Consider the following 25983-nt stretch of genomic DNA (forward strand, 5'->3'; position numbering starts at 1 on the left):
TACGGTTACATTTCTTGGTTTTGTGCAGGTTCATAGTGTTCCGGTTCATCATGTTCACGGCTTGATCCCCACTCTCTCTGTGGTCGCCTCCGAGGCGATGGGTTGTACAAATGGTTCACCCGGCACATGGCAAGAGCTGTGCCACTCGCAAAAACATTTTTAAAAACAGCGGCTTGAATTCTCAGTAAGGGAAGTTTTGAAAAAGACGTGTGGTTTTACATCTCAAGTTGTCGCGAGAAAGCAACAGGGCCTTGGCGGGTGGTAGCTAAGAGTTTGATATAAAAAGACTATTCGCTGTTGCCTTGATGCGACAGAGGGGGGTGAGCCCGCGACTGCGGAGCGTTAAAGGGTGCCTTACTCAGGCGGTAATCTGTAAATAACAGCCTGAAACTGTGCCCGGTTTTTGCATTGCAGACCTTGCAATAGGTATCGGGATAGCGGTGTCGAGGGAGACTGACGCAGTCGCAGGAGTTGGATGAATGAGCAGTACGACGCGAGGCGATTCAAATTCGGACAAGGCAGGGCGTGGACGCGCTGTGCAAATGCAGGTTCCTGTCAGTCAGTTGCGCCAGGCGCTGGGCAGTGAGGCGAAGGCGATGCGGCAGTTGCTGGCAGTCGTCGATGAGCAGTGTAAAGCTCTGCAATCTGCGGAGCCTATGCCTCATCGGGAAACGCGGCGCCGCAAACTTGTTACTGCGCTAAACCATGTTGGGGGGGAAGAGTTGCAGCAAGCTCGTCTGGCGCTGAGTCAGGCCGCTGACCGGCTGTATCAGATCGCTGCGGAAGTGGATAAGCACAACGCCGAGATTAATGCCCTGCCCCTGATCCGGGGCCTGTTCAAACGCCGCGCAATGTTGCGGCGCGCTGAAAAGCTGGAGAAATCGCGCCGCGCTGCGATGATGGAGTGTGAGCAGGCCCGGGAGCGAGCCGACCAGCTGTTCCGATCGCTGGCCACGCCGGACAATATTTCAGAAGTGATTCGCATATCCCGCGAGATGCGACAGCGCGTGCGCAGCGCCACGAATACACGAAAGCATCTGAGTATCAAACGGAGGTTGTTGCTCGACAATCTCAACCTGTGCGAAGAGATCGACAGTCTGCTGCAGATGTTGAATACCGATGAAAAAATCGCTGTTCACGAAACCGATATGCAGGCATTGATACGCGACGATGAATTCAAGTCGTCGTTAAGAGACAGAGTCAACAACGACCTTGGCGAAAGCCCCTAGCGCGGTTCGCTCAATTCGAACTGCATCACGTTGTTCCTGCGCACTGTTCGAGGCGCAGGGCTTCTATCCCGCCTCGAATTCTCTGTGTTTGTGAAATATCTACGCGCGGGCGCGATTCAGGCAGCACTGGCATAGCCATTGCACTTATCCCCTCCAGACATCAACGCAATCGGCAGATGTTTCTCATTGAATAACTGTCGGCAAAACCTGGAGAAAGAGTATGTGTGGACTTGTTGCAGCAATCGCAAAACATGATGTGGTTCCGTCACTGTTGGAGGGGCTGCGAAGGCTCGAGTATCGCGGCTATGACTCGGCCGGTGTGGCCGCGATCAATGGCGTCGGCCTGAAGAGTGCAAGGTCGCTGGGTAATGTGGAGGCGCTGTCAGGTCGTCTTGGCGAGCAGCGCCTGTCGGGTAATATCGGTATCGGCCATACCCGCTGGGCAACCCACGGCGAGCCTTCTGAAATCAATGCCCACCCGCATTTGTCGAGAGATGAAATTGCAGTGGTTCACAACGGCATCATCGAAAATCATGACGCTCTGCGCAAAGAGCTGATTGAAGCTGGATACACCTTTGAATCGCAAACGGACACAGAAGTTGTCGCCCATTTGATTCACCACTATAGCCTGACCGAACCTTCACTTCAGAAAGCTGTGCTCAACGCCACGCGGCGACTGGAGGGAACGTATGCGCTGGCGGTGATCTCCGCCCACAATGATCGGGAGCTTGTGGCGGCCCGTCGCGGCAGCCCTCTGCTGGTAGGCGTCGCAGAAGGCGAGGCGTATATCGCCTCCGACGTCACGGCCCTGCTGCCAATTACTCGCCATTATATAGCGCTGGAAGACGGCGATGTTGCCGAGGTCAGTGCGCAGTCGGTGAATATTGTTGATGAGAAAGGTGCGGTAGTGGTTCGGGAATTGAGTCAATCCCAGCAGAGCCGTGTCGACACCAGCAAGGGTGTGTACGACCACTTCATGCAGAAAGAAATTTTCGAACAGGATACGGTGCTGGAACGCACCCTGCTGCCGGGGCTGAAAAATGGCATGGTCAACGAAGACGCCCTGGGGGATGATGCTGCCAAATTGCTGCAGGATATTGAACACGTACATATTGTAGCCTGCGGCACCAGCTATCACGCCGGCATGGTAGCAAGCTATACCCTTGAGTCGCTGTGCGGTGTTTCCTGTAAAGTCGAACTGGCCAGTGAATACCGCTACCGCCGGGTTGTGGTAAAACCCAACACGCTGTTTGTAACACTGTCGCAATCTGGTGAAACCGCGGACACACTGGCAGCGCTGCGTTTTGCCAAGCGCCAGCCCTACCAGGCAACGCTCGCGATCTGCAATGTGCCGGAAAGCTCACTGGTGCGCGAATCGCAACTGGTGTTTCTCACCCAGGCCGGACCGGAAATTGGCGTCGCCTCAACCAAAGCCTTTACCACCCAGCTGATGAATATGTCGCTGCTGGCAGTACTGTTGGCGCGGTATCAGGGGTTGGGGCGCCAACGCGAACTGGCGCTGATCGATGTTCTGCGCCGTGCGCCGGAGCAAGTGCGGCGCGTCTATAGCCTGGATGGTCAGATTGCCGAGCTGGCCGAGCGGATTGCCGAGCGCAACTACGCCCTGTTTCTCGGCCGCGGCCAGATGTATCCGATTGCAATGGAAGGTGCGCTCAAACTCAAAGAAATCACCTACATGAGCGCCGAAGCCTATGCCGCCGGTGAACTGAAGCACGGTCCGCTGGCCCTGGTTGATACGCAAGTACCGGTCGTAGCGCTGGCTCCCTATAACCCGCTGCTCGCGAAAATGAACTCCAACCTGGCCGAGGTTCGCGCGCGCGGTGGTCAGTTGATCGTGCTCGCTGACGAAGGTGTCGGTTACAAGGGTAGCGGCAGCGAGCGCGTGCTCACTGTGCCAAAATCCGGCGGCTTGATTGCGCCCATCGTTTACACCTTGCCACTGCAGTTGTTGGCGTATCACGCTGCACTCTACCGCGGAACCAATGTAGACCAGCCGCGCAATCTGGCCAAATCGGTCACGGTAGAGTGAGGAATGACGATGAGCTGTTTACAGGAATGGATTCGACTATCAGGCAAGGTCAGGCGACACGCCTGCCTTTGCCTGCTCGCAGTGCTGGCTAATCACGCCGTGGCCTCGGAGTCTTCGGTAGTTCCCGATGCGCATGGCGCCTGGGTGTATGACGTAACTAACCGCCCCGGGGAGCCGCGTCGCTACGACCCCGGCTACTTTGCCACTGGGCTTAACAATTACAACCGCAGTGCAGAGGAAGGGCACAAGATCAGGCTGATCTACACCTATGCGGGCAGTCTGGAGATGTACTGTCCGGGGCGTAAGCCTGATCAGTGCCGGCTTGAGGATCTGGTTGCGGTATACCCACTGAACGCCGATAAGCGCCTGCATGGCGCCGAAGGTGAGGCCACTGTGAGAGCCTATGCCTCGAAGATTGACGGCGCTCTGGCCGGTGGCCGCGTGTTGGCTGTGCCAGTCATCGATGGCGCGATTACCGGTGATTACGAAGGCAGTATGAAAGGCTTCAATGAACTGCCACGCGAGCTTGCCCGAGCCTTTGCCGACAAGGTGTCGCGCAAGATTTGCTCTGACCCGAATGTGGCTGGCGTACAGTTCGATATAGAACCCTTCAACGTCAGCGAGCAAAACGGGCAGTTTCATTTCTACCAGCGCATTGCCGAGAATTTTGCCGGTACGGTGCCGGCAACCCTCCGCGAGAGCGCAGTGAATTGCAAAACCGACGACTTCCCGAAGGGTCGCTTCTTCTCGGTATTTGCTTCATCCAACCAAATGAATCCGGCAGGGCCGGCGGCAAAGAATATTAGTGAAATACTTACGAAATTTAACAACGGGTATCTGATTGCGCCGCTCTATGACCTGGGGTCCGGTCCGCCGGGCCACGCACTCTCTGTGACGGAATACCAAAAACGCGCCGAGCGTCATGCGAAACAAATGGCAAAATGGTCTGCCCAATCAGGCGTGAAGTTTCAGCTCGGTGTTCCCGCCTCGGCGACGGTGCACGAGCACGCCTACTGCCGCGGTGGCGGGTGTAGCAGGGCGCCAGGCGCCGCTGCTGAGGTGCCGACCCAGGATGCCTACTTGCGTGCAGCGCTGGATGCGATCGATAGCAGTGGTGCCAGGCAGAGTCCGCACTTTCGCGGCGTGTCTGTTTGGGGCTGGACGAGAGGTGTAACCGTTCACGGTCTTCAGTTTGAACCGCAGGTGCCGCCCTGGAATGCACTCAGTCTGCTGGGAAAGCGCCTCTAGGTAGATCTCGCTGTTGGTGGTGGTAAAAGTTGAAAACCCATATATGAGGAAAGGGGTGCTGTAACCAGCCCTCTGAGACATGGATAGCACATTGCCACAATATGCCAAGGATACAGCTGCTCCCAAGCAAGTCAGCGGCCTGACGCGGTTTTATCCGCGCAAGGTCATGCACTGGATGGCTCTGGGTATTGCGCTGGTGGTTTTGCCGCTGCTGCTGGCTGTTGGCAGCGCCGCCCACTATGTGCGTCAGTTGGCGGTCGACAGCCAGGATGCCGTCCTGGACGGTACCCAGTCCGTGCGCCTCAGCCGCATGCTGGGCGACTACTTGCTGGGTATGGAACGAAATGCTCGTGTCTATCAGGTCATCGGTGATACCAAACTGCTTGAAACCTATCAGGAATTACACAAGCAGTTTGAAAACTCGGCGAGTGAACTGCTGGCAATAGAAAACGAGCGCGCCGTACTCGAAAAAATCACACAACTGCTGGCGCTAGGCGCTGGATTAAATGAGGTGCTGGTGCAGGAGCCGCCCAACAGTACGCTGGCGATAAACTCCTTGCAGCGCTTCGCTGAGATGCGCGAGATAATCCGTTGGCTGGTCGACCGCAATAGCGAAGTAATTCGCGAGCGTATACAGAAATTGCATAACTACGCGACCGAGGCGCAACAGATCCTGCTGTGGGAGGCCTTCATGGTGCTGCCAGTGGCCACCGGTTTGGGCTTGTTGATTATGTACCGGGTTAGCCGGCCCATGAGAAAACTGGATAGAAGCATCCGAAGACTGGGCAGTGGCGATGTAGACGAAGTCATCCAGGTTGATGGGCCCGAAGATATTCAGGCGCTCGGCTTTCGCTTAGAGTGGCTGCGCCAGAGGTTGAGTGAGCTGGCGGATCAGAAACGGCTATTTCTGCAGCATATATCCCACGAGCTGAAGACGCCCCTAGCCAGTATTCGAGAGGGCACCAGCCTGCTAAGCGGCGATGTTGTGGGTCAGCTTAACCAGCAGCAGAAAGAAATCGTGGATATTCTCGACAGCAGCAGCCTTCAGTTGCAGCGCCGTATCGAAGACCTGTTGGCCTTCAGTGTTAACGATGAACCTCGCTCTAAACTTGATATGGAATGGCTTTCGGCTGAAGATTTAGTGCGCACGGTCATTGATTCTCACCAGTTGGTGGTGCGGGCAAAAGGGCTGACTATTGACACGAGATTCAGCGAACCACGGGTAAAGGCTGATACTGAAAAGCTCACGGCAATTATCGATAATCTGGTGTCAAATGCCGTGAAGTACTCACCCGAAGGCGGCCGCTTAAACATCAAACAAACTGTTTTGAACGGCCGTTGGCAGCTCGATGTGAACGACCAGGGGCCAGGTATTCACCCCAGCGAAGCGGAACGAGTTTTTCAGCCCTTTTACCAAGGCGCTACGCCCTACAGCGGTCATTTGAAAGGTACCGGTCTCGGTCTGGCGATTGCCAGGCTTTATGCACGTTTACATCAAGGGGATTTAATCGTTTTACCCAGCAGTCATGGCGCCCACTTGCAGTTGAGCCTGCCGATGGCATACAAACCCAAGAATGGAGCCAATACATGTACATTGGAACGTACCTCAGAATCCTGACGCTAGGCCTGCTGCTATCAGGGTGTGCGACACAGAGTAATACGCAGTCTGGCGCTGTAATGAATCCACCGGAAAGCCTGGTTGAGCTAATGGATTACAACGCACGCGTCGCCGCATTAGACAGTGCGAATTATCAGCAAGAGTTAAATGCCGCGCGCGCTGATTTTGGTCGCAGTGGCAGCAAGAAATCGCGTATGCGATTGGCGATTCTGTTAATGAACGGAAGTGATGGCGACGCGATGAGTCGTTTTCGCGAATCTGAAGACTTGTTGAAAAGTTACATTGATGATCAAGGCTTTGCATTTTTTGACAGAGATTACGGCGCCTTTGCGCGAATGCTGCTTACCATTAATCAGGAATGGCAGCGTATGCAGAACCAATTGATCACTGCGCGTGTCGAAACGCAAAACGCCCACAAAAAGTTGGAAGAGCTTAAGTCGATCGAAATGCAGTTGAACCACCCGGGCAATGGCTACCACTGACTTCACCTGAGCAATAAAAGGTTCTTATGAGTAAACGCGTACTTCTGATAGATGACGACAAAGACCTTCTGAAGCTGGTCTCCATGCGCCTGACCTCTGATGGCTTCGAGGTGGCCAGTGCTGATGGCGGCCGCAAAGGCCTTGCGTTGCTGGATAGTTTTCAGCCGCAAGTCGTGGTTACCGATCTGCGGATGGACGATATTGACGGTATGGCGGTGTTCGAGTACGTCAAAGCCAATCGACCCAGTTTGCCCGTCATTATGCTGACGGCCCACGGCTCGATTCCGCACGCACTAGAAGCGACCCGACGCGGTGCCTTTGCTTACCTGACCAAGCCCTTTGACAGTGCCGAATTGGTCAGCGAAATCAACAGCGCACTGCAGGCTTATGGCGATCCCGGTGATGAAAGCTCCGATGGCTTTTGTGCGCGCATTGTTACGCGTAGCCCGATGATGAAAGAAGTGCTGTCACAGTCCAGAATGGTTGCGCAAAGTGACGCCAGTGTCTTGATTCAGAGCGAAAGTGGCACTGGTAAAGAGCTACTGGCGCGCTCAATTCACGATGCAAGCGAACGTTCCGGAAAGCCCTTTATGGCGATTAACTGTAGTGCAGTACCGGAATCGCTTCTGGAATCTGAGTTGTTCGGTCACAGTAAAGGAGCCTTTACCGGGGCGACCAAAAACCACGAAGGCCTTTTTCAGGCAGCCTATGGCGGCACGCTGTTTCTCGATGAGGTGGGCGATATGCCGATGGGTTTCCAGGCAAAGTTGCTGCGCGTATTGCAGGAGCGAGAAGTTCGTCCGGTGGGGTCGACCACATCGGTACCCATCGATGTTCGGATTATTTCAGCGACTCATTTTGATCTTGAGAAAGAAGTACAGGAACAGCGTTTCCGCAAGGATCTCTACTATCGGCTGAATGTTGTGCAACTGTCATTACCACCGCTGCGCGAACGCCGTGATGACATACCGCTGCTGGCCAACCATTTTCTTAGAACGCTGGCGGAAAGCAAAGGGCAGGCACAGAAACGCTTTTCAGCGGAAGCACTGGAAATACTCGTCTCAGCGGCGTGGCCTGGCAACGTTCGGCAGCTACAGAATATTGTCGAGCAGACCACCGTACTGTCGAGTACACAGGTTATTCCCTCGCAACTGGTGCAGAACGCGCTGAAGATGGACTCAGGTGAGATTCCGTCATTTGCCGAAGCGCGTGACAACTTCGAGCGCGAGTATCTGGCTGAGCTATTGAATATCACCCAAGGTAATGTTTCGAAAGCGTCGAATCTCGCGAAACGCAACCGCACCGAGTTCTATCGTCTGCTGCATCGACATCATCTTGATCCGAGCGAATATCGCGGTCGTCGACAGGCCTAGTGACTTTGCGACCGATTGCTGTAGCAATATCGGCTCACGGCTTCGGCCATCTTGGCCAGTGTGTGCCCGTGGTGCGGGCGCTGCAGCGGCGCTTTCCAGGTCGTCGTGTGGTGGTGCTCAGTGAGATATCGCCGCACGTACTGCGTGATTTTCTGGGAGAATCTGTAGAGTTTCTACCCGCGCCGAATCACGTCAGCATATTGATGAAAGATGCTTTGCGGGTTGATCTGAACGCGACGAGCCAGGCCTTTGTGGCCTGGCAAAGCCGTTACCATGAAAAGGTTGCTGCGTTCGTCTCTGTGCTCAGGTCGATTGAACCAGCGCTATTGTTGAGTAATGTCGATCACACGCCTCTAAGTGCTGCCCGGGAGTTGGGTATACCTGCCTTCGCGATGTGCTCGCTAAACTGGGCGGATATTCTTGAATCGCTATTCTTCGAAGACGCAAACGCCGTCAGCGATACTGATGGGGGAACGCTGGCAAAGGTTTGCAGGGATATACGCGCGGTGTATAACGGTGCGGAGGCTTTTTTGCGGGTAAGCCCAGGTATGGGAATGAAAAGCCTGACGAACCTGCATCGGGTCAACGTGCTGGCACGGGAAGGTGAGCGCTACGATCTGCATCAAAGATTGGGTGTTCCAGAACATCATCGGCTGGTTTTGCTGTCACTTGGTGGTATTACTCAGCGTTTGGAGCTCGATCGCTGGACGCTGCCTGACAATACCCATTGGATTGTCCCAGACAATGCTTGTGTTCCGACAGACCGCTCTCGCATAACGCCATTCGCTGAACTAAACATGAGATTCATCGATGTGCTGACGTCGGTCGATATTCTGTTGACCAAACCAGGCTACGGCAGTTTCTGTGAAGCTTGGCGAAACCAGACGTCGGTACTGTATGTAAGACGGCCGAGATGGGCAGAGGAGGCGGCACTGATTGACTGGATTCAGCGACATACGCCGGCACAGGAAGTGTCTCTTGAAGCATTTGAGCGTGGCAATATTACCGGTGCAATGATGGCATTATTGCAACGTCCGGCTACGTTTTCGTCGCTACCCGGCGGTGAAAGTGAAGTTTTAAATCATCTCGCACCCTATCTGGTATAAATAGCCTGTTTCTCCATTGTCTTTTTACTCTTCTGGCCGTCGCCTTGTCGTATTCCAATCCCGCCGTCGCTGATTTGTTACATCCTTAGTTTCCTGCTTTTCAACAACTTAGCGAATTGCGCTTCAGCCTTGTCGCAATTCGGCAACGATTAACCACAATATATTCTCCACGTACCGCGTAAAACCCCTTTATTTAAAGCTTTAATGCGACTGGCACGCATGTTGCTCAGCTCTTGGTACTCATCTTTCGAGTAAACAAATGGCAGTTGCAGGTTGGCTATCACGCACCGCTTCTGCGAACAACGAAACAGAGCTGGGAGGCGCATATGTCGCAGCCGAAAAATTCACCCATCCTGGTGTTGGGGGCAGATGGTTACCTTGGCTGGCCCTTGAGTTTGAGATTGGCCAGGCAGAATCCGGAACGTCAGATCATCATGGTCGATAACTTTTTGCGTCGACGATTGGTAAGAGAGGTGGGTGGTGACAGCATTCTGCCCATTCTGGAAATGAAACAGCGCCTGTGGGCCGCTAAACGCGTTCATGGTATCGATAACATGGAGTTCATCCATATGGATGTGAACTCTGACGCTCTCGATCTGTTGCTGGAAGAGCGGCGTCCGGCCGCGATCTACCATCTTGCCCAGCAGTGCTCAGCACCCTATTCGATGAAAGGCGTGGAAGAGGCACTGCTGACCCTGCGTAACAATGAAGAGGGCAACATGCGTTTGTTGTGGGCTGTTCGTGAATATGTGCCCGATTGCCATGTGATAAAACTCGGCACCTTTGGTGAGTACGCCAAGGGCGGTATTGATATTGCCGAGGGTTACTTCAAACCGATGTATCGCGGACGCGCTGCGACGACGGCAATTCCTTACCCACGCCGGGCCGACGATTTTTATCACGCGTCAAAAATCAATGACACCAACTACATCGCGATTGCCTGTCAGCACTGGGACTTGCGGGTAACGGACATCATGCAGTCCACGGTGTTTGGTACCTGGACTGAGGATATTGACGGGCATCCCGAGCTCTTCACTCGGGTCGACTACGACGAATACTTCGGCACCGTAGCCAATCGATTTATTGCCCAGGCTCTGTGCGGCGAACCGCTGTCAGTCTATGGCACGGGTAACCAGCGCACCGGACTGATGGCCTTGAACGATGCGATTACCTCACTGGCTGGTCTGTGGCAGGACAAGCCAGAGAAGGCCGAGCATCGTGTGATCAACCACGTTACCGAGAAAAGTTTTTCGGTGAATGAACTGGCCGACAGCATTGTCGGCAGCGCTCGCCAGGAAGGCCTTAAAGTGACGGTACAGCGCGGCCGCTACGATCCCCGAGCAGAACAGGTGGACGCCAAAATGGCCTTCGAAATTGAAAGCGCCTATGTCGACAGTCATTTGAAGCAGACGCGGATGCGTGATGTGGTACATAAGGCCTTTGTCATGCTGAGTCAGTATCGCGAGCGAATTTCACGGGAGCTGTTTGCGCCGAAGACTGACTGGCATGGAGATTCCAGGGCACGGAACAAATCGCGCGATAAAAACGTGGTCGTACCCATGCGGCAGCAGGATGTACACCGCAAACGTGCGCCTGTGCTGAAGTCAGAAGCGGATTGGGAGGTCTTTCGTCGAGAATGCTTCCCTTATGACAATCTGAATCTGAATCCCGGCACGCTGGGCTCGCCGTCGGAGTCGGTACTGCAGGCGGTGCGCAAAGCACAGTCGCGGGAGCTTCTTTCGCAGCCGCTGGACCAGTATCGACGGGGGCGTGAAGTGTATGAAGAAGCCCGCGCCGAAGCCGCAAGCCTGTGGCCCAGTGACCAGCATGAATTGCAGTTGGTCGGCAGCGCGTCGCAAACCTCCAACTTGTTGGCGCTGGCCTTTGCCCGCCTGGGTGGGCAGATGAGCAGACCATTGCGGGTGCTGACCACCATGAACGAGCATGTGGGTGGTATCGGCGCCTTTGAGCGCATGCCGGAATTTCGTATCTGCTACCTGTCAGAAAAGGAGATTCGCGAGCCTAAAGCCTTCACTGCGCTGGTCGCAGGTTTCAAGCCGGATATTGCCCTGTTTTCTCATGTAACTTATGACACTGGGCAGGCACTGCCGGTCGCCAACTGGATGAAAGAAGTTCGCACACTGCGCCCCGGTGCGACGACGTTGCTGGATGTATCGCAATCGCTGGGTGTTATAGCGCCGGTTTTCGATTGCGCGGACGTTGTATTTGGCAGCTGCCATAAATGGTTGTTTGGTCCACGCGGCACCGGTGTGATGTGGACCAACGAACGCTTTCGTCGCCGGGTCGGTGCCCTGAACTGGTCTGGGGAACCGTTGGCGAAAGGTGGCAAGGATTTCGGTTTTTCGCCCTCGGGCGGCTTGGATTTTTCGCTTTACGCGGGACTGCTCGCCTGCTTCCGACTGTATCGCCAGCTGGGTGCAGAGAAGCTGCGCGAGCGCAGTGCCGACCTTGCCCTTTACTTCCGGGTGCGGCTGACCAATCTGCTGAAGGGGCACGGTATTCGTTTCCGTGTGCTGGAGCCTTGTCAGGGAAGCCCTGGTGCGAACGGAATGTTCTCCATTGCCTTTAGCAATTTTGACCCCTATCCGCTGTACGATGCAATGAATGCACAGAAGGTGCATTGCAAATGTATCAAGGACAGAGGCCGCGACGGGCGTGAGCGACAGTTGCTGCGCTTTGGCATTCCGTTCTACGAAACGCAGGACAGGTTGCACAAAGGGCTGGCGGTGATAGAGGACTGTTTGCGCGAACAGCTGGCAAACAGTGCGGATCACTCGCTGCGCTATCTTCTTAACAGCGGCGCGGCGCCATCGCCGCGACCAGGGGTGCTGGCTAGCTCAGCTCGGCCAGTATAAAAGCGCGCGTGCGAATGCGCCCGCTGAGGCGGGCGCCCACATCGAGAAGGCGCATTTGCCAGCCGTACTTCAAAACCAACTGGCGATGAGCCTCTCTGGCTTGTTCGGCGTCGGCCAGGGTTGCGGTTGCGGGAACGAAATCGCCCAGTGGCTTGCCGCTGACGGTACAGGGAGCGAGACGGATTTCGGAGAAGTTGCGCAAGCGTTTGACTTTGCCTGCGTCACCCGCAGAGAACATGTATACCTGCTTGCCCTGCTTGGCAAACCAGACGGGGGTATCGACAAAGCTGCCGTCTTTTTTGCGCGTACTGAGCAATGCGTAGCGGTATTTGTCCAGGTCGCTCATGTTGATCTCCCGATAATTCGGGCACGAGCGTAGCACGGCCTTAAAAAAAAATCCCCCGCTGGGCGGGGGAAAGCATCGATCGTTGGGTGGGGATCAAACCAGCAGCGCGATGCAGTAAATAAAACCGGTGACCAGGATGGAGAGTACGCTGAACTGGACAGTGTTTTCAGCAATGTCTGACGCGTGGGTGCTAGTGGTTGAGTTCATGGTTGGCTCCTGAGAAGTCCTGTTTTCGACACTGACCAGTCTACGGATTTGCCGGTCTTTTTCGCTTACAGCGCTTGTGCTCGGTGCCTGCCTAAAACACAGTTTGTGACTTGAAATTTATACGCAATTTAAAACATTATTCTTTATAAATCAGTTGTATAGACTGATTGTGTCGCGATCGTTAGCTACGGTTAATCCAGCGGTAATGATGTCTGGCGGGTTAAATCGCTGTAATACAGGCTGTTTTCCATAAATCAGATAAGTAGGGTGGCGATGACAGCATTTAACGGACAGTCAACAACCGACGATGTAGTTCAGGGTGTCGATCTGAGCGGCAAGACTGCACTGGTAACCGGGGCTTCCTCCGGCCTGGGCTTTGAAACCGCACGCACTCTGGCAAAGATCGGCGCGCGGGTGATTGTCACTGCGCGCAGTGAAGAAAAGGCCAAAGCCGCGCGCAAAGCGTTGCTGGAGGCTGTTCCTGAAGCCGATATCAGTACGCTGGTGTTGGAGCTCAGCCAGCTGGATCAGGTGCGCAGCGCTGCGGCAGAATTGCTGTCGCGCGAGCCGTGCATTGACTTACTGATCAATAACGCGGGCATTATGGCGTGTCCGCTGGAGCGCACACGCGAGGGCTGCGAGATGCAGTTTGGCGCCAATCATATTGGCCACTTTCTGTTTACCTGTCTTATTGCGCCGGCATTGAAAAAATCGCCAACACCGCGCGTTGTTAACCTCAGTTCGGCAGGCCACAAATATGCGCCTGTGGACTTTGACGACCCTCATTACAATGAGCGCGAGTATGATAAATGGAATGCCTACGGTCAGGCTAAAACCGCCAACATCTGGTTTTCGCTGGGCCTGACTAGGCGTGGTATTCCCTCCAACGCCGTTCATCCGGGCGCTATCATGACTAACTTGGGTCGCCATATGACCGAGGACGATATGAAGGCCTTCGGTTCTCAGGCCCACGAGAGCGGTTTTGAGTTCAAGTCGGTAGAGCAAGGCGCGGCGACCAGTGTCTGGGCGGCTACCTGCGCCGAGCTTGAAGGTCGCGGCGGCTTGTATCTGGAAGATTGTCAGGTCGGGGAGCCGGTTACCGAGAGCAAGCCGGCGGCGGGCTATGCAGACTATGCCCTCGACGAAGCGGCAGCGGAACGCCTGTGGGCTCTGTCAGAAAAGATTGTCGGCCAGCGCTTTACGCTGACTTGATTGTCAGGTTGGTGGTGTCTGCGACCGGGTCGCGCTCGCCCAGCGTTGGGCGCAGCCGGTCGACCACTTTCTCACCGGTCAGGCGAAAGCCAGTGAGCTTGCCGCCGTAAATTGCCAGCGCGCGGGGCATGGCGACCGTCTTTTCGTTTGCTTGCTTTGCCGTGCCATTGCTGTGGGTTTCCGGCTGATTGTCCAGATCGGTGACAAAGCGGGTTTCGCGGCTGCGCCTGTTGGTGGAATCGTCGCCCGTTGGCAATACCCTAAGCCCGGCGAAACTTTCCAGCACCTCGGTGCTCTTGTCAGGAAAGTAATGGGCGAAACTGCGTTGCAGATAATCAATTTCTTCGGGGCTGGCGGCGATGGAATCCAGCGGACCACTGTGTTCGGTTTCCGTGGTGCCCACCAGAATAGTGTCGCGCCAGGGCATGGCGAACATGGGGCGGTTATCGATGGGCGATTGCAGGTAATAAATACCCTTCGCCAGCGTGCCGGGAATCACAATGTGGCTGCCTCGCACCAGTATCATCTCCGCTCTGGGTAGTGAGAGCCGCTCCTGTACTTCGTTTACCCAGGGGCCGGCGGCATTGACCACGGTTTTTGCGTGGCAGTAGACCGGCTTGCCTTTGACCGTCAGCAGCAGTTTGTATCCGCCTTCAAGCCGTTCGCCCTTGATGAGTTCGGCCGGACAGAAGGCCTTTGCGCCCAAATCCATGGCCGATTTGATAACGGCGCGAGTCAGCAGGCGGTCATCGGTTTGCGCATCCCAGTACTGGAATACCGCGCGCAGGTCATCGAGCTTAAGTGAGTCGAGATAGCGCCAGGCCCGCGGGTCCAGGCGGTGAAACTCCGAGGTTCGGCTAAAGCGGGCGAGCAAACGGTAGAGCAGCAGGCCGGCATAAATCTGCCAGGACGGGCGCGAGCTGTTTTTGTACACAGGAATATGAAAGGGCGTGCGCGTAACCAGCGAGGGGGCATTGCGCAACAGCAACTCCCGCTCCTTGAGGTTTTCGTAGACGAGTTTGATGTCGCCACTTTCAAGGTAGCGCAGACCGCCGTGAATCAGCTTGCTGGAGCTGCTGGAGGTGGCGCCTCCCCAGCTGGATTTCTCAAATACCATAACGTCATAGCCGGCAGCGGCTGCTGCCTGGGCAACGCCTGCTCCCTGTATGCCGCCGCCGATAACGGCTACTTCGGTGGTTAACATTTTTCTTGTTATGCTCCCTGAGCAATTCGTGGGCGCGTTTAAATATGCCTTACGCTGCCAGTAATTCACCGATGGCAAAGGTTTCTATTTTTGCGGCACCGCGTTGCAACCAGCTGCGCGCTAAATCCGCGTCGTCAATTTCGTAAAGCACGCAGGGAAAGGGCGCGTCGTGCAGCGTTGTACCGGCTGGAATAATTTTATAATCGAGAAATACGCAACTCGCCGCCGCCGGCATCAGTGTCGGGTCATGCAGATCCTGCCACTGCTCCAGCACCGGACCAACCCGCCAGCCCAGCGCAGCGGCCTCGTGCAGTATAGCGTAATCAAAGCTGATCAGAATGATCTGGTCAAAGCAGCAAGCCAGTGAGCGTTCCAGCTCATCGAGCACGGTCTCATTGTCAAAGTGGCCGAGAATTTCTTTTTTGATTTCAACGTAGAGGGTAACGTCCGAATAGTTGCTGACCAGCAGGGCAACATCTTCCAGACTGCTAATGACGGTATCAGTGTCGTTGCTACCCAGGCGCTCGGCGGCGGAGATTTTGATGGTGATCAGCTCGTTCAGGGTAAGCGCATAAATCTCACGGGGATCGCCACACTTGCGAAACAGGTCTGGATCGTGGAACACCACCGCGCGACCATCGCCGCTGAACTGAACGTCAATCTCCACGTGGCGCGCCCCGGCGCCGATAGCCTTATCCACGGCCAGCAGGGTATTTTCCGGATAGCGCCGCTGCCAGCCGCGATGGGCCACCAGCTGGTCCGGGGAAAGTTTTTCCGGGGTGGGCATATCAGTGAAGTTCCAGCCGTGCTTTCAGGGCAAGGATGACCTGTTCCACGTTATAGGGAAAGAGCCTGTGGTCTGCCTCGAGGTGTGGCTGAATTTCCTTAAACAGCTGCTGTTGTTCGGGGCTGATGGCGCTCAACGCCACGTCGAGCTGTTGCTGCAGATTGGTGTCATTGGGCCGGGCCGTGGCTATGACCAGCGAGCACAGCAACTGGTGGGCCAGCCATTGCGATGCCTGTGCCAGAGCGGCTCCGCGAAAGCCTGCGCGGTGCAGGGTTTGAATCAGTGGTGCGTGAACCCTGAGCCAGCTCGGTGGAATCCGGGTGCTTTCCGGCAGCAGTTGCACCACCTGTGGATATCGGGACAGGTGCTTGTGGCAGCGCATCAGCCACTCCCGGACATTGCCTTCCCAGGGCGCATCCGCTGCCAGGCTGAGGTCTATTTGTCCCATCACCCGTTCAGCGATGCCGTCCATCAGATCGTCGCGGTGCTGCACGTGGGTATAGAGGCTCATGGGTGCAGTGCCCAGCGCCTTGGCGACGCCCGTCATGGTGATTTTCTGCCCCGGCGAGCGCTCGATGAGTTTGAGAGCGCAGTCGATGATCTGTTCCCGGGAGAGCTTGGCGGGTCGACCGCGACCGCGGGCTGGCGTGGATTGCGGCATCAGAAGTAGGCTTGTCCTTATTAATCGTATATATTACGGTAATTGTTTGCGCAGCAATAATAACCGATATAGAGCGTTAATTTACCATGACTTTGACCCCAAGCGGCGGCCTGCCGCCTGCGACAGCCTACCATCGTTTACCGATTCGCCTTCTCAACAGCCTGTGGCGCGTCGCCAATGCCTGCGGACGGGCCCGCGTCAGTCTGGACGCCGACGAGATGATGGACCGTGTGCGGCGTGAAACCGGCCTCTCGGATTTTGGTGACCCGCGTTTTCTCGAGCCCTACCAGCTGCTCTGCCGCTGTCTCCAGACCGAGGCGAACCTGAACCCGGCTGGCCGGCTGCTGACCCGCATTTCCCTGCTGCGCATTCTTCGCCATCGGGTCTGGGCGGAAGCCCTGATCAAAAAGCATCCGGAGATTCTGGAGCGCGAGATCAAGGCGCCGGTGGTGGTGGTGGGGCTGGCGCGCTCGGGCACCACGCGCCTGCACCGCCTGCTGGCGGCTGACACCGGCTTTCTTCATCTGAAATCCTGGGAGACGGTCAATCCGGTGCCCTGGCCAGATTCCTACGGCGCCGAGCGCGACCCGCGCATTAGCTCCATCGAAAAAGGTTTGAAGGCGGTGTTGTATATGAGCCCGCAGATGGCGAGCGTGCATCCGCTGGGTGCCCATGAGGTAGAAGAGGAGGTGGGGCTGATACAGCACGCCTTTTCCAGCCAGCTGTTTGAGGTAATGACGTATATTCCGAGTTTTGCCGAGCATCTGATGCAGCACGATCAGACCTATGCCTATGAGTATATGGTGCGGCTGATGAAAATTGTCAGCTGGTGGCGCGGCGACGATGATCGCCCCTGGGTGCTGAAAACGCCGCAGCACATGCAAGATCTGGATTCGCTGATGAAGGTGTTCCCGGATGCGCGGCTGATCTGTTCACACCGCGACCCGATCCGGGCGGTGGGCTCTGCCTGCTCCATGACTTGGAATGCGATGGTGCGCGATACCGACAGCGTGGACCCGCACTGGGTTGGGCGGGAGTGGCTGGGCAAAACCGATGCGATGCTGCGCAAAACCCTTGAAGTGCGCTCCGGCGTGCCGGCACGGCAGCAGACCGATGTACTCTACGCCGATATCAACCGCGACTGGCGCGCGGCGATAAAGGGCATTTACGACTTTCTGGGCAGACCGCTGACCGACGAGGCCTTAGCCAATATGCAGGCCTGGCTGGATAGCAACGCCCAGCACAAGCACGGTGCCCACCACTACAGTCTGGCAGATTTTGGCCTGAGCGAGCAGGAGGTTGATCAGCGCCTTATGTACTACCGGGAATGCTTCAACATTCCCTATGAGGGCGGTGTTAAACCAGCTTGAAGAAGATGCGGTGGCGGCCGTCGTCTATCTTGTCGAGGGTTACCTGCACGTCCTGATCCAGCTGGAACAACTGCTTGTCGTTGTACAGGCGCAGGCTGACTGGATCAAAACTCAGTTTGCCCTCAATGCTGCGTACATCGACAAAGCCTTCAATACCGGTTTCATCGAGGCGCACGGTGAAGCCACCGCCTGCCACTTGCACAATGCGGGCGGCAAAGTTCTCGCCTGAGCGAGCGCTCAGGTACTGGCATTTCAGCATCTGCTCAACCTGATGCACCGCCTGCCGATTGCGCTGCAGCAGTTCCTGTTGCTGTTCGGTCCAGTTGCTGTCAATGGCGGGCAGGGTTTGGCCGGAAAGCTTGGCGTGGAGGCAGCGTTGCACCATGAAATCCATGCTCTTGCGCAGCGGCGAAGTGCAGTTGGTGTAGCAGGAAAAGCCCAGCCCGTGGTGGGGTTTGGCCTCAACGCTCCATTCCCCGCGCTCCAGCATGCGGCTGATGATGCTGCGCAGCGGCCGGTCGCTCTGGGTTTGCGCGAGTTGCTGCTGCAGTTCGATAAAGGCTTTCAGTTCGGTGAAGGGCAGATCTTTCAACTCCGGTGCAAATTCCGCGAGCAGGGTTTTGATATTTTCGACGCGGTCTTCGCGCACCCCTCGATGGGTCATGAACAGGGCCGGCTGCTCGCGCAGGAATTCGGCGGCGCAGCGATTGGTGACCAGCATGCACTCTTCTACCAGGCGGTGTGCGTCGTTGCGCTCTACCTTGCGGATCAGTTCGATCTTGCCCGAGTCATTGAGAATCAGCCGGTAGTCCGGGCGGTCATCCATCACCAGGTGTTTTTCCCGGCGGCGGCTGAGCAGGGTGTCGAGCACCTGTTTTAAGGGGTTGAGCGCGGCGTGCTCAAGTTGCTGGTCCCCGCGCAGGTGAGCCGCCACTTCAGCATAATTCAGTTTGGCGGCGGAGCGCACCGTGGCTGTGAGGAACTCAAAACGGCTGATTTCACCCTGGGAGTCGGTTTCGATATCGCAGACCATGGCCGGACGGGTTTCGCCGGCCAGCAGGGAGCAGTGCTCCTGACTGATGCTTTCCGGCAGCATCGGGATCACTTTGCCCGGCATGTAGACCGAGCTATTGCGCGCCAGAGCGGCTCGCTCCAGCGGGCTGTCGGGGGCAATCAGGGCGCTGGGGTCGGCAATGGCCACCATCAGGCGCCAGCCGTTGTTGGTACACTCGGCGTAGAGAGCGTCATCGAGATCGCGGGATTCCGGCGAATCAATGGTGACAAACGGAATGTGGGTCAGATCTTTGCGCTCGGCGGCGTATTGATCCTCCACCAAGCCTTCCAGGTCACCCTCCTGCCACTCGCTGGGCAGGCCAAACTTGCGTACGGTCAGTGCGGCTTCAATGCCGGGTGAATCGGCGCTGCCAATGGTGTCGAGAATATCCACCAGTGACTTGCCATCGCGAATGGGGTGGCGTTTGACGCGACACTGAATATAGTCGCCGGGTTGAGCTTTTTTGCGCTCAGAGGGCGGAATAAACAGCAGACGGTTGAAGTAGAGAATATCCGGCTCGACAAAGTGGGCCTTGCCGCGCACCACGTAGCGGCCGATAAAGGTATCGAGCGGGCTTTCCAGCAGTTTTTCGATCTCGCCGGCCTGTTTGCCGTCTTTTTGCTCAATAATGGCAATGCGGACCCGGTCACCGGGAAACACTTTCTGCATTTCCGGCGGCGGCAGAAAAATATCGCGCTTGTCTTCCAGCCGCACAAAGCCGAACCGGCCCTGGCTGCCCCGGACTACACCTTCTACACGCTCTACCGAATCGTGAATTTCCTTCTTGAGTTGTTTGAGTTGCTGCAGGGAATCCAGATTGAGCATGTGATACCAAAAAAAGCCATTGCGAAAGGACGGATAGACTAGCGGATATAGCGGGGGAAGTCAGGTGGAATTTGGCGTAATGCCAAATCCCACCGGGGCTGTCAGAAGCCTTCGACCTTGTGGATCTGCTTCCAGATCAGGCCGGGCGCAAAGCGGCGCATCAAATAACCGATGCGGGAGTCGCGATTGGGGAAGACCCAGAATTTGCCTTTTTCCAGGTGGCTTTCGATGGCGTCCAGCACCTCCTGCGGGTCGAGCAGGGTGCCTTGATCCAGCATTTTCGGCCAGGCCGTGGCTTTGCCCTGTTTCAGCAGCGGGGTGTTGGTGGTGGGCGGGCACACGCAGGCAAAGCGCACACCGCTGTTCATGTTCTCGTGGTAGAGAATTTCGGTGAACATGGCCACAGCCGCCTTGGTGGCTGAATAGCCGCCGGTGAGTAGGGTCGGCAGGAGTCCGGCCATGGAAGCAAAGCTGATAAAGTCGCCGCGACCGCGCGCCACCATGCCCGGCAGCACCGCCTGGGTGATGTGGATCAAGCCGTTGTAGTTGATTTCCATCATCTTTTTCATCACATTGGCATCGTGCTCCAGCAGTTTGCCGAAGGGCATGATAGCCGCGCAGTTGTAGAGCCGATCGATGGGGCCAAGCTTTTCTTCTACCGCCTTAACCGCTTGATGGACCGAATCGGCGTCGGTGATATCCACCACCCAGTGATGAATGGTGTCGTGGCCGGTGGCTGTTTCAGCCAGTCCTTCGGGGTTAACGTCAAAAATCGCCACCTCTTTGCCGGCGGCCGCCAGATTGCGGGCTGCCAGACGTCCCATGCCGCTGCCGCCGCCGGTGATCAGTACTACCTTGCCTTCAAAAGCCATGATGAGTTCCCTTACAGTCAGTGTTTTGATTTTGTTGTGTTTATAGTGAGGTCACCGCGGCGCCGGTGGAGCCGGTTACCTTTTACTGCAAGCGGTAAATTCTAGAGGGGCTTATTCTTGTGGCACAAGAACATTTGAAGCCTTGACGGGGAACATTTCGCTTCCTCTGCAAAAATATCCGCGTTTCGATACAAGAACATTTGACAGGGAGCGCCCCGGATTTTAATAATCGGGGTGTGGCAGAAATGGATATGACATTTGCTAGCGGTTGATTCGCCATACATTCCAATGGGCCAACAGGTCCGCCCCTCCTATCAGTTTGCCCCTGTATCTCCTCCGTTCGCGCCTGTTAAAGCGCGTGTTTTCACGGCCCACGGGCCCACCCTGAGAGCGTCTTATGGAAAAACTGTTTGTGTTGGATACCAACGTACTGCTCCACGACCCGATGGCGCTGAATGCCTTTCACGAGCATCGGGTGATTATCCCCATGACCGTGCTCGAAGAGCTGGACGCTATCAAGGATCGGCGTGACAAAGACGTCAGCCGCGAAGCGCGGATTGCGATTCAGGCCATCGACAAGATTCTGTTCAATGCATCACCTTCGGCCATTCAGGAAGGGGTGGAAATACCCTCCAGCCGACCGGACGGCAACAACGGTACCCTGGCGATTTTCGCCGACCAGCTGATAAGTCACGACAGCGATGCCCCCTATCTGGATGGCTCGGTGCACCAGACCAATGACAATCGCATTATCAACGTTGCCATGCACCTGCAGGCCACCCACCCCAAGTCCTATGTCTGCCTTGTGACCAAAGACATCAATATGCGGCTCAAGGCCAAGGGTTCCGGTCTGGCCAATGTGGAAGACTACCGGCGCGACCGGGTGCTCGACGATATCGAATATATGGCCAAGGGCTACGAGCATATCGAGGGAGACTTCTGGCAGCGCATCGAGAGTGTGGAAACCCGTCGCGACGGCTCGCTGACCCTGCACAGTATTGACCGGGCCCATGTGCCGCACGCCCACGTTAACCAGTTCCTGCTGGACGATAAGGATTTTGTCGGCCACGTGCGCCGGGTCGAGGGAGAGACCATTGAGCTGGTCGACCTGAGTCGCGACCAGTTGATGCATCAGCGCATTTGGGGGTTGAAGCCGCGTAACATGGAACAGGCCATGGCCTTCTACCTGATTCAGCAACCCCATATCGACATGACCGTGCTGACGGGGCCTGCCGGTTCCGGTAAAACCCTGATTGCGCTGGCCTACGGACTGCACGCCATTCTCGAAGAACGCCGCTACGACAAGCTGATAGTGGCGCGTTCAACGCCGCCGATGGCCGAAGACATCGGCTTTTTGCCGGGTACTGAAGAAGAAAAAATGGCCCCCTGGCTGGCGGCCTTTGATGATAACCTGGAAGTGCTGCACGGCAATGATGAGTCGCCGTTCAGCAGTATTGAGTACGTCAAAGACAAGGCGAATATCCAGTTCAAATCGCTGAACTTTATGCGGGGCCGTTCCTTTAACAATGCCTATATTGTCATTGACGAGGCTCAGGGCCTGACCCAGTTCCAGTTAAAATCGATCATCACGCGGGTGGGGGGAAACTCGAAAATTGTGGTGTTGGGCAATCTGGCCCAGATCGACAACAAGTATATCTCGCCGCTTACTTCGGGCCTCACTTACCTCGTCGAAAAGAGCAAACACTTTGCCCATGCCGGTATTATGCACGTAAACGGTATCGAGCGGTCGCGTCTGGCGGCCTTCGCGGAGGAAAATCTGTAGCCTGTATTCAAGGCGATTTTTAGCGGGCATCATCCGGTGCCCCTTATTCTATTTTTGGAGTCAACATCGTGAGCAGCGAAACACCGCAGCTTGAAATCTGTAATCTGTCGATGGATCACTACCCGCAGATCAAAGATCTGATGGATCGGGTCTACCACGATATTGGTGGTGCCTGGGAAAAGTCCACTATCGAGAAACTGACTAAGGACTTTCCGGAAGGGCAGATCGGCATTGTCGATGGCGGCAAGCTGGTCGGTATGGCCCTGACGGTACAGGTAGACTACGAGCAGTTCAGCAACCCGCATACCTATGACGACCTGATCGGTCATCGCAATCAGATCCTGAACAACGCCAAAGGCGATGCCATGTACGGGCTGGATGTACTGATCGACCCGGACTATCGTGGCTTTCGTCTTGGCAGGCGACTTTACGATGCGCGCAAGGAGCTGTGCCGCCAGTACAATCTGCGCGCCATACTCGCCGGTGGGAGGATACCCAATTACCACAAATATCAGGATGAGATGTCTCCGGCGGAGTACATCGAAAAAGTCGATCACAAGCAGATTTACGATCCCATCCTGACCTTTCAGTTATCCAACGATTTTCAGGTAACCCGGTTGTTGCACAAGTACCTGCCCGAAGACGAGCAGTCCATGGGCTATGCCACCTTGCTGGAGTGGAGCAATATTTTCTTTGCGCCGGAAGAGGCGGTGTTGCATACGCCGCGCACCACTGTGCGAGTGGGAGCTGTGCAATGGCAGATGCGAAGTGTCGGCTCCGCCGAAGAACTGCTGTCGCAGGTGGAGTACTTTGTCGATACCGTGTCGGACTACCAGAGCGACTTCATTCTGTTCCCGGAGTTTTTCAACGCACCCTTGATGGGCTTGGCCGATGATGACCGTCAGGTGGAAGCGATCCGCTATCTCGCCAAGTTTACCGAGCTGTTTCGCGACAAGATGTCCCATATGGCGGTGTCCTATAACACCAATATTATTACCGGCTCGATGCCGCTATTGGAAAACGACAGGATTTACAACGTCTCTTACTTGTGTCGTCGCGACGGCACGATCGGCGAGCAGCGCAAACTGCATATGACGCCCCATGAGCGCTGGGACTGGGTGATGGTCGGTGGCGATAAACTGAAAGTGTTTGACACCGACGCCGGTCGTGTTGCCATTCTTATCTGCTACGACTGTGAGTTTCCGGAGCTTGGCCGGCTACTGGCCGAACAGGACGTAGAAATATTGTTTGTGCCGTTCTGGACTGATACCAAAAACGGTTATCTCAGAGTGCGCCACTGCGCCCAGGCCCGCGCCATTGAAAATGAGTGTTACGTGGTTATCGCCGGCAGCGTAGGCAACCTGCCGCAGGTGGACAGCCTCGACGTGCAATACGCTCAGTCGGCGGTTCTCACGCCGTCAGACTTTGCCTTCCCCCACGATGCGGTCTTGAACGAAGCCACCCCGAATACCGAGATGCTGCTGTTCTCAGACCTCGACCTGGACAAACTCAAAGTACTGCACAACGAGGGTACGGTTATGAACCTGAAAGATCGCCGGCTTGACCTGTATCAGGTGCATATGCCGGGCGCGGAGGTGGAAGTGGATACGCCGCGTTAGCGATATAACTGAATCTTTGCCCCCTCACCCGTGGAGAGGGGGCTTTTCTATCGGGTTCAGATTGCAGAGCCAAACGCTTCGGTTTTTGGCGGGGGGTAAGCCCGTTTAAACATACCCAGTGGCGCAAATCACATAGCCGGCTATTTATGTGCCAAGGGTTTGTTGGTAAACAGGTAATCTTTTAACTCGCCGTCGAAGGTGGGGTCCTGTCGGCGAATCCATTCAAGAACCATGGCGGCGTGTTCTTTTTCTTCGTCGCGGTTGTGGGCAAGAATTGCTTTCAGCTCGCTGTCATTGCACGCATCAATACGCTGGTTATACCAGTCGACTGCTTCCAGCTCCTCCATGAGCGAGGTGATAGCGCGATGCATATCGCGCGTTTCTGCTGACAGCTCATTGATCGGTTCGTGATAGCCTTCGTTAGCCATACTGTCTCCTCAAAGTTAACGTGCCTTCGTTTTGCGCGTCAGTCTCGGTCTCTTTAAGAGTGCTTTACCACGTGACTTCCTCGCCGTTTTCTACGACCCGCCCCGATGGGATGATTCGAGTCGCTACCAGTACTTCCTGTAAATCTAGCAGAAAGTAGCGCGCCAGGGCGCGTGCTAATCCTGTCTGCAATGCGGAACTACTCTGGTCGGACCACATTGAAGCTAAAAGTAAATCTGCCGTTATCGAATATGAACGCCCAAACTGCCGATCCGCGACAATGATATTGATCGTCATATTTTCACTGGATATTCCGGACTCCCGGGACCACAGCTCGATCAGATCGCCGGCGCCGGAATGCTTGCCAGGAGATACTATGCAGTTGGCTACAGGCATTCGCTGTTTCCTCTGAAATGGTTTGAGCGCTCGCTCAAGTGATCCGCTATAGTTTGTGGTCCTGATGAACAGAGCAATGTCGCATGCAGTAGTTTCGACCTACTCTTATGTCCGCTCAAAAGAGACAGTTTGGAAGTGTGGGTTATCCACGCAAGCTTCTAATATCGAAACCTCATCCAGAACCACCAGCGTGTGTTCGCCACCACTGTCGATCTCTATACATTCCTGCTTTTGCGCGTTGCGTGCCGTATCGATGCCAATGCCTTCGATAACCGCCCCAGTCACTAGCGTTAATTTCAGCGGGTATCGAAAGGTGCAGGCTATCTCGATGTAGTCGTGCTGCTCGCAACTGATCATTGTAGTCACCATGCGATTGTTCAGAGCAGGATAGCCGGTGGTGAGAAAACCTTACAACCCAGGTTTGTCAGAACGCCTATTCATCGTTTTCGGGCTCAGGAAATGCGCCCTCAAGCAAAAACTGATGGGCCAAGGCTATCGCTTCACTGTCGCGCATAATAAAAGGATGGCTGGCTCCGACAACGGTGAAGCCCTTCATGCCCTCGAGTTTTGTGTTTTCTATGGAGACTTTACCATCGTCTTCGCCGGGAATAAGACTGGAAAGTATGAGGTTGATAGAGCGGCTACCTGCGATAACGCCTGCGTCAAACGTTGCCGGCCCCAGCGAACGTGGCAGGTCGTCTGGCGCGGTGCCGAGCTGGTTGCCGGCCGGGCCGTTGATCATTTGAAAGACGGCCCAATCACCCAGTTTATCGACGACTTCGCTACCCTTGTTGGGCGGCCCGAGCATGACGACTCGACCAATGACGATTGAGCTCTCAGTAGCAGCGATTTGTCGGACGATAATGCCGCCTAGCGAATGGGTAACGAAGTTGATCGGTGTCTGGGTATTGTCAAAGCACTGTCTGAGACTTGGCTTCACGTAGTCCGAGGCCAGGCGCTCAACCCGATAATGACGGCTCGGGTAGTCGATATTGCAGACCTTGAAGCCCGCCTCTGAAAGATAGTCCTCGAGCTTTTCCATGGAGGCCGCTGATCGGGCCAGACCGTGCAGCAGAGCAACATTTGGGGAAACCGGATCGGCAGCGGCGATCGCGTTGGTGGCAAGTGCAATCAGTGCTGAGCAGATCGCCCTACTAATAATCATCGTGCAGTTTGTCATTTTGTCTGTTTCTGGCAGCCCGGTGAGCTTGCGGCCTTTTGCACGCAGGCCGCGCGACT

22 protein-coding genes are annotated in these 25983 nt (G+C 55.7%); 12 read left to right on the forward strand and 10 right to left on the reverse strand.

Going from position 1 to position 25983, the window contains the following annotated elements; genetic code table 11:
• Window positions 1-479 precede the first annotated feature (479 nt).
• The 8 genes from ABY734_RS10710 to ABY734_RS10745 all read left to right on the forward strand — a co-directional run bounded on the left by ABY734_RS10710 (window position 480) and on the right by ABY734_RS10745 (window position 11982).
• A complete protein-coding gene (locus ABY734_RS10710) occupies window positions 480-1229 on the forward strand; it encodes a hypothetical protein (RefSeq protein ID WP_372779095.1) in 750 nt (249 codons plus the stop codon).
• Between the two features lie 220 nt (window positions 1230-1449).
• Window positions 1450-3279: a glutamine--fructose-6-phosphate transaminase (isomerizing) gene (glmS, locus tag ABY734_RS10715; RefSeq protein ID WP_372779097.1), complete on the forward strand. Its 1830-nt coding sequence runs from the start codon at window positions 1450-1452 to the stop codon at window positions 3277-3279.
• A 9-nt stretch (window positions 3280-3288) separates the two neighbouring features.
• Window positions 3289-4527 carry a hypothetical protein gene (locus ABY734_RS10720; protein WP_372779099.1) on the forward strand — a complete coding sequence of 413 codons (1239 nt, stop codon included), beginning with the start codon at window positions 3289-3291 and terminating at the stop codon, window positions 4525-4527.
• 79 nt (window positions 4528-4606) lie between these two features.
• Window positions 4607-6145: an ATP-binding protein gene (locus tag ABY734_RS10725; protein ID WP_372779100.1), complete on the forward strand. Its 1539-nt coding sequence runs from the start codon at window positions 4607-4609 to the stop codon at window positions 6143-6145.
• Between the two features lie 59 nt (window positions 6146-6204).
• Window positions 6205-6627 (forward strand): hypothetical protein, encoded by a 423-nt coding sequence (locus ABY734_RS10730; protein ID WP_372779101.1) that lies wholly within the window; start codon window positions 6205-6207, stop codon window positions 6625-6627.
• Between the two features lie 26 nt (window positions 6628-6653).
• On the forward strand, window positions 6654-8000 hold the full coding sequence (locus tag ABY734_RS10735) for a sigma 54-interacting transcriptional regulator (protein ID WP_372779102.1): 1347 nt from the start codon (window positions 6654-6656) through the stop codon (window positions 7998-8000).
• Window positions 8000-9106: a hypothetical protein gene (locus ABY734_RS10740; RefSeq protein WP_372779103.1), complete on the forward strand. Its 1107-nt coding sequence runs from the start codon at window positions 8000-8002 to the stop codon at window positions 9104-9106. The genes ABY734_RS10735 and ABY734_RS10740 overlap by 1 nt, the downstream gene beginning before the upstream one ends.
• A 326-nt stretch (window positions 9107-9432) precedes the next feature.
• Entirely contained in the window at window positions 9433-11982 is a 2550-nt protein-coding gene (locus ABY734_RS10745) for an aminotransferase class V-fold PLP-dependent enzyme (RefSeq protein ID WP_372779105.1), read from the forward strand.
• Here the strand turns inward: ABY734_RS10745 and ABY734_RS10750 are convergent.
• The gene (locus tag ABY734_RS10750) at window positions 11960-12328 is read right to left on the reverse strand and encodes a PPOX class F420-dependent oxidoreductase (protein ID WP_372779107.1); all 369 of its coding nucleotides are present in this window, start codon (window positions 12326-12328) and stop codon (window positions 11960-11962) included. The two genes, ABY734_RS10745 and ABY734_RS10750, sit on opposite strands and share 23 nt — an antisense overlap.
• 480 nt (window positions 12329-12808) lie before the next feature.
• On the opposite strand from ABY734_RS10750, the gene ABY734_RS10755 reads away from it, so the two are divergent.
• On the forward strand, window positions 12809-13747 hold the full coding sequence (locus ABY734_RS10755) for an SDR family NAD(P)-dependent oxidoreductase (protein WP_372779109.1): 939 nt from the start codon (window positions 12809-12811) through the stop codon (window positions 13745-13747).
• On the opposite strand, the gene ABY734_RS10760 is transcribed toward ABY734_RS10755, so the two are convergent.
• From ABY734_RS10760 to ABY734_RS10770, 3 genes are read right to left on the reverse strand one after another with little or no spacing between them, the layout of a single operon-like run.
• Window positions 13734-14951: a glycerol-3-phosphate dehydrogenase/oxidase gene (locus tag ABY734_RS10760; RefSeq protein WP_372779111.1), complete on the reverse strand. Its 1218-nt coding sequence runs from the start codon at window positions 14949-14951 to the stop codon at window positions 13734-13736. The two genes, ABY734_RS10755 and ABY734_RS10760, sit on opposite strands and share 14 nt — an antisense overlap.
• Before the next feature lie 49 nt (window positions 14952-15000).
• Window positions 15001-15738, reverse strand: coding sequence for a glycerophosphodiester phosphodiesterase family protein (locus ABY734_RS10765; protein WP_372779112.1), 738 nt, complete (start codon window positions 15736-15738; stop codon window positions 15001-15003).
• 1 nt (window position 15739) lies between these two features.
• Entirely contained in the window at window positions 15740-16399 is a 660-nt protein-coding gene (locus tag ABY734_RS10770; RefSeq protein ID WP_372779113.1) for a TetR/AcrR family transcriptional regulator, read from the reverse strand.
• An 86-nt stretch (window positions 16400-16485) separates the two neighbouring features.
• Here ABY734_RS10770 and ABY734_RS10775 point away from each other — a divergent pair, with 86 nt between their 5' ends.
• Window positions 16486-17769 carry a sulfotransferase gene (locus ABY734_RS10775; protein WP_372779114.1) on the forward strand — a complete coding sequence of 428 codons (1284 nt, stop codon included), beginning with the start codon at window positions 16486-16488 and terminating at the stop codon, window positions 17767-17769.
• Here ABY734_RS10775 and ABY734_RS10780 read toward each other — a convergent pair.
• Together ABY734_RS10780 and ABY734_RS10785 are read right to left on the reverse strand one after the other, a co-directional pair.
• The gene (locus tag ABY734_RS10780; RefSeq protein ID WP_372779115.1) at window positions 17756-19648 is read right to left on the reverse strand and encodes a VacB/RNase II family 3'-5' exoribonuclease; all 1893 of its coding nucleotides are present in this window, start codon (window positions 19646-19648) and stop codon (window positions 17756-17758) included. The two genes, ABY734_RS10775 and ABY734_RS10780, sit on opposite strands and share 14 nt — an antisense overlap.
• Before the next feature lie 101 nt (window positions 19649-19749).
• Window positions 19750-20520 (reverse strand): SDR family NAD(P)-dependent oxidoreductase, encoded by a 771-nt coding sequence (locus tag ABY734_RS10785; protein WP_372779116.1) that lies wholly within the window; start codon window positions 20518-20520, stop codon window positions 19750-19752.
• A gap of 397 nt (window positions 20521-20917) precedes the next feature.
• Here ABY734_RS10785 and ABY734_RS10790 point away from each other — a divergent pair, with 397 nt between their 5' ends.
• Together ABY734_RS10790 and ABY734_RS10795 are read left to right on the forward strand one after the other, a co-directional pair.
• Window positions 20918-22303 carry a PhoH family protein gene (locus tag ABY734_RS10790; protein WP_372779117.1) on the forward strand — a complete coding sequence of 462 codons (1386 nt, stop codon included), beginning with the start codon at window positions 20918-20920 and terminating at the stop codon, window positions 22301-22303.
• Window positions 22304-22371: 68 nt separating this feature from the next.
• Window positions 22372-23922, forward strand: coding sequence for a GNAT family N-acetyltransferase (locus ABY734_RS10795; RefSeq protein ID WP_372779119.1), 1551 nt, complete (start codon window positions 22372-22374; stop codon window positions 23920-23922).
• A gap of 140 nt (window positions 23923-24062) precedes the next feature.
• Here ABY734_RS10795 and ABY734_RS10800 read toward each other — a convergent pair whose 3' ends face one another.
• The 4 genes from ABY734_RS10800 to ABY734_RS10815 form a co-directional block, all read right to left on the reverse strand.
• Window positions 24063-24350: an encapsulin-associated ferritin-like protein gene (locus ABY734_RS10800; RefSeq protein WP_372779120.1), complete on the reverse strand. Its 288-nt coding sequence runs from the start codon at window positions 24348-24350 to the stop codon at window positions 24063-24065.
• Window positions 24351-24414: 64 nt separating this feature from the next.
• Window positions 24415-24744 carry a hypothetical protein gene (locus tag ABY734_RS10805; protein ID WP_372779121.1) on the reverse strand — a complete coding sequence of 110 codons (330 nt, stop codon included), beginning with the start codon at window positions 24742-24744 and terminating at the stop codon, window positions 24415-24417.
• A 105-nt stretch (window positions 24745-24849) separates the two neighbouring features.
• The gene (locus ABY734_RS10810) at window positions 24850-25113 is read right to left on the reverse strand and encodes a Rho-binding antiterminator (RefSeq protein WP_372779122.1); all 264 of its coding nucleotides are present in this window, start codon (window positions 25111-25113) and stop codon (window positions 24850-24852) included.
• Between the two features lie 64 nt (window positions 25114-25177).
• The gene (locus ABY734_RS10815; RefSeq protein WP_372779124.1) at window positions 25178-25924 is read right to left on the reverse strand and encodes an esterase/lipase family protein; all 747 of its coding nucleotides are present in this window, start codon (window positions 25922-25924) and stop codon (window positions 25178-25180) included.
• Window positions 25925-25983 lie beyond the last annotated feature (59 nt).

The organism is Litorivivens sp. (genome assembly GCF_041624475.1).
Classification (GTDB): Bacteria; Pseudomonadota; Gammaproteobacteria; order Pseudomonadales; family Spongiibacteraceae; genus Litorivivens.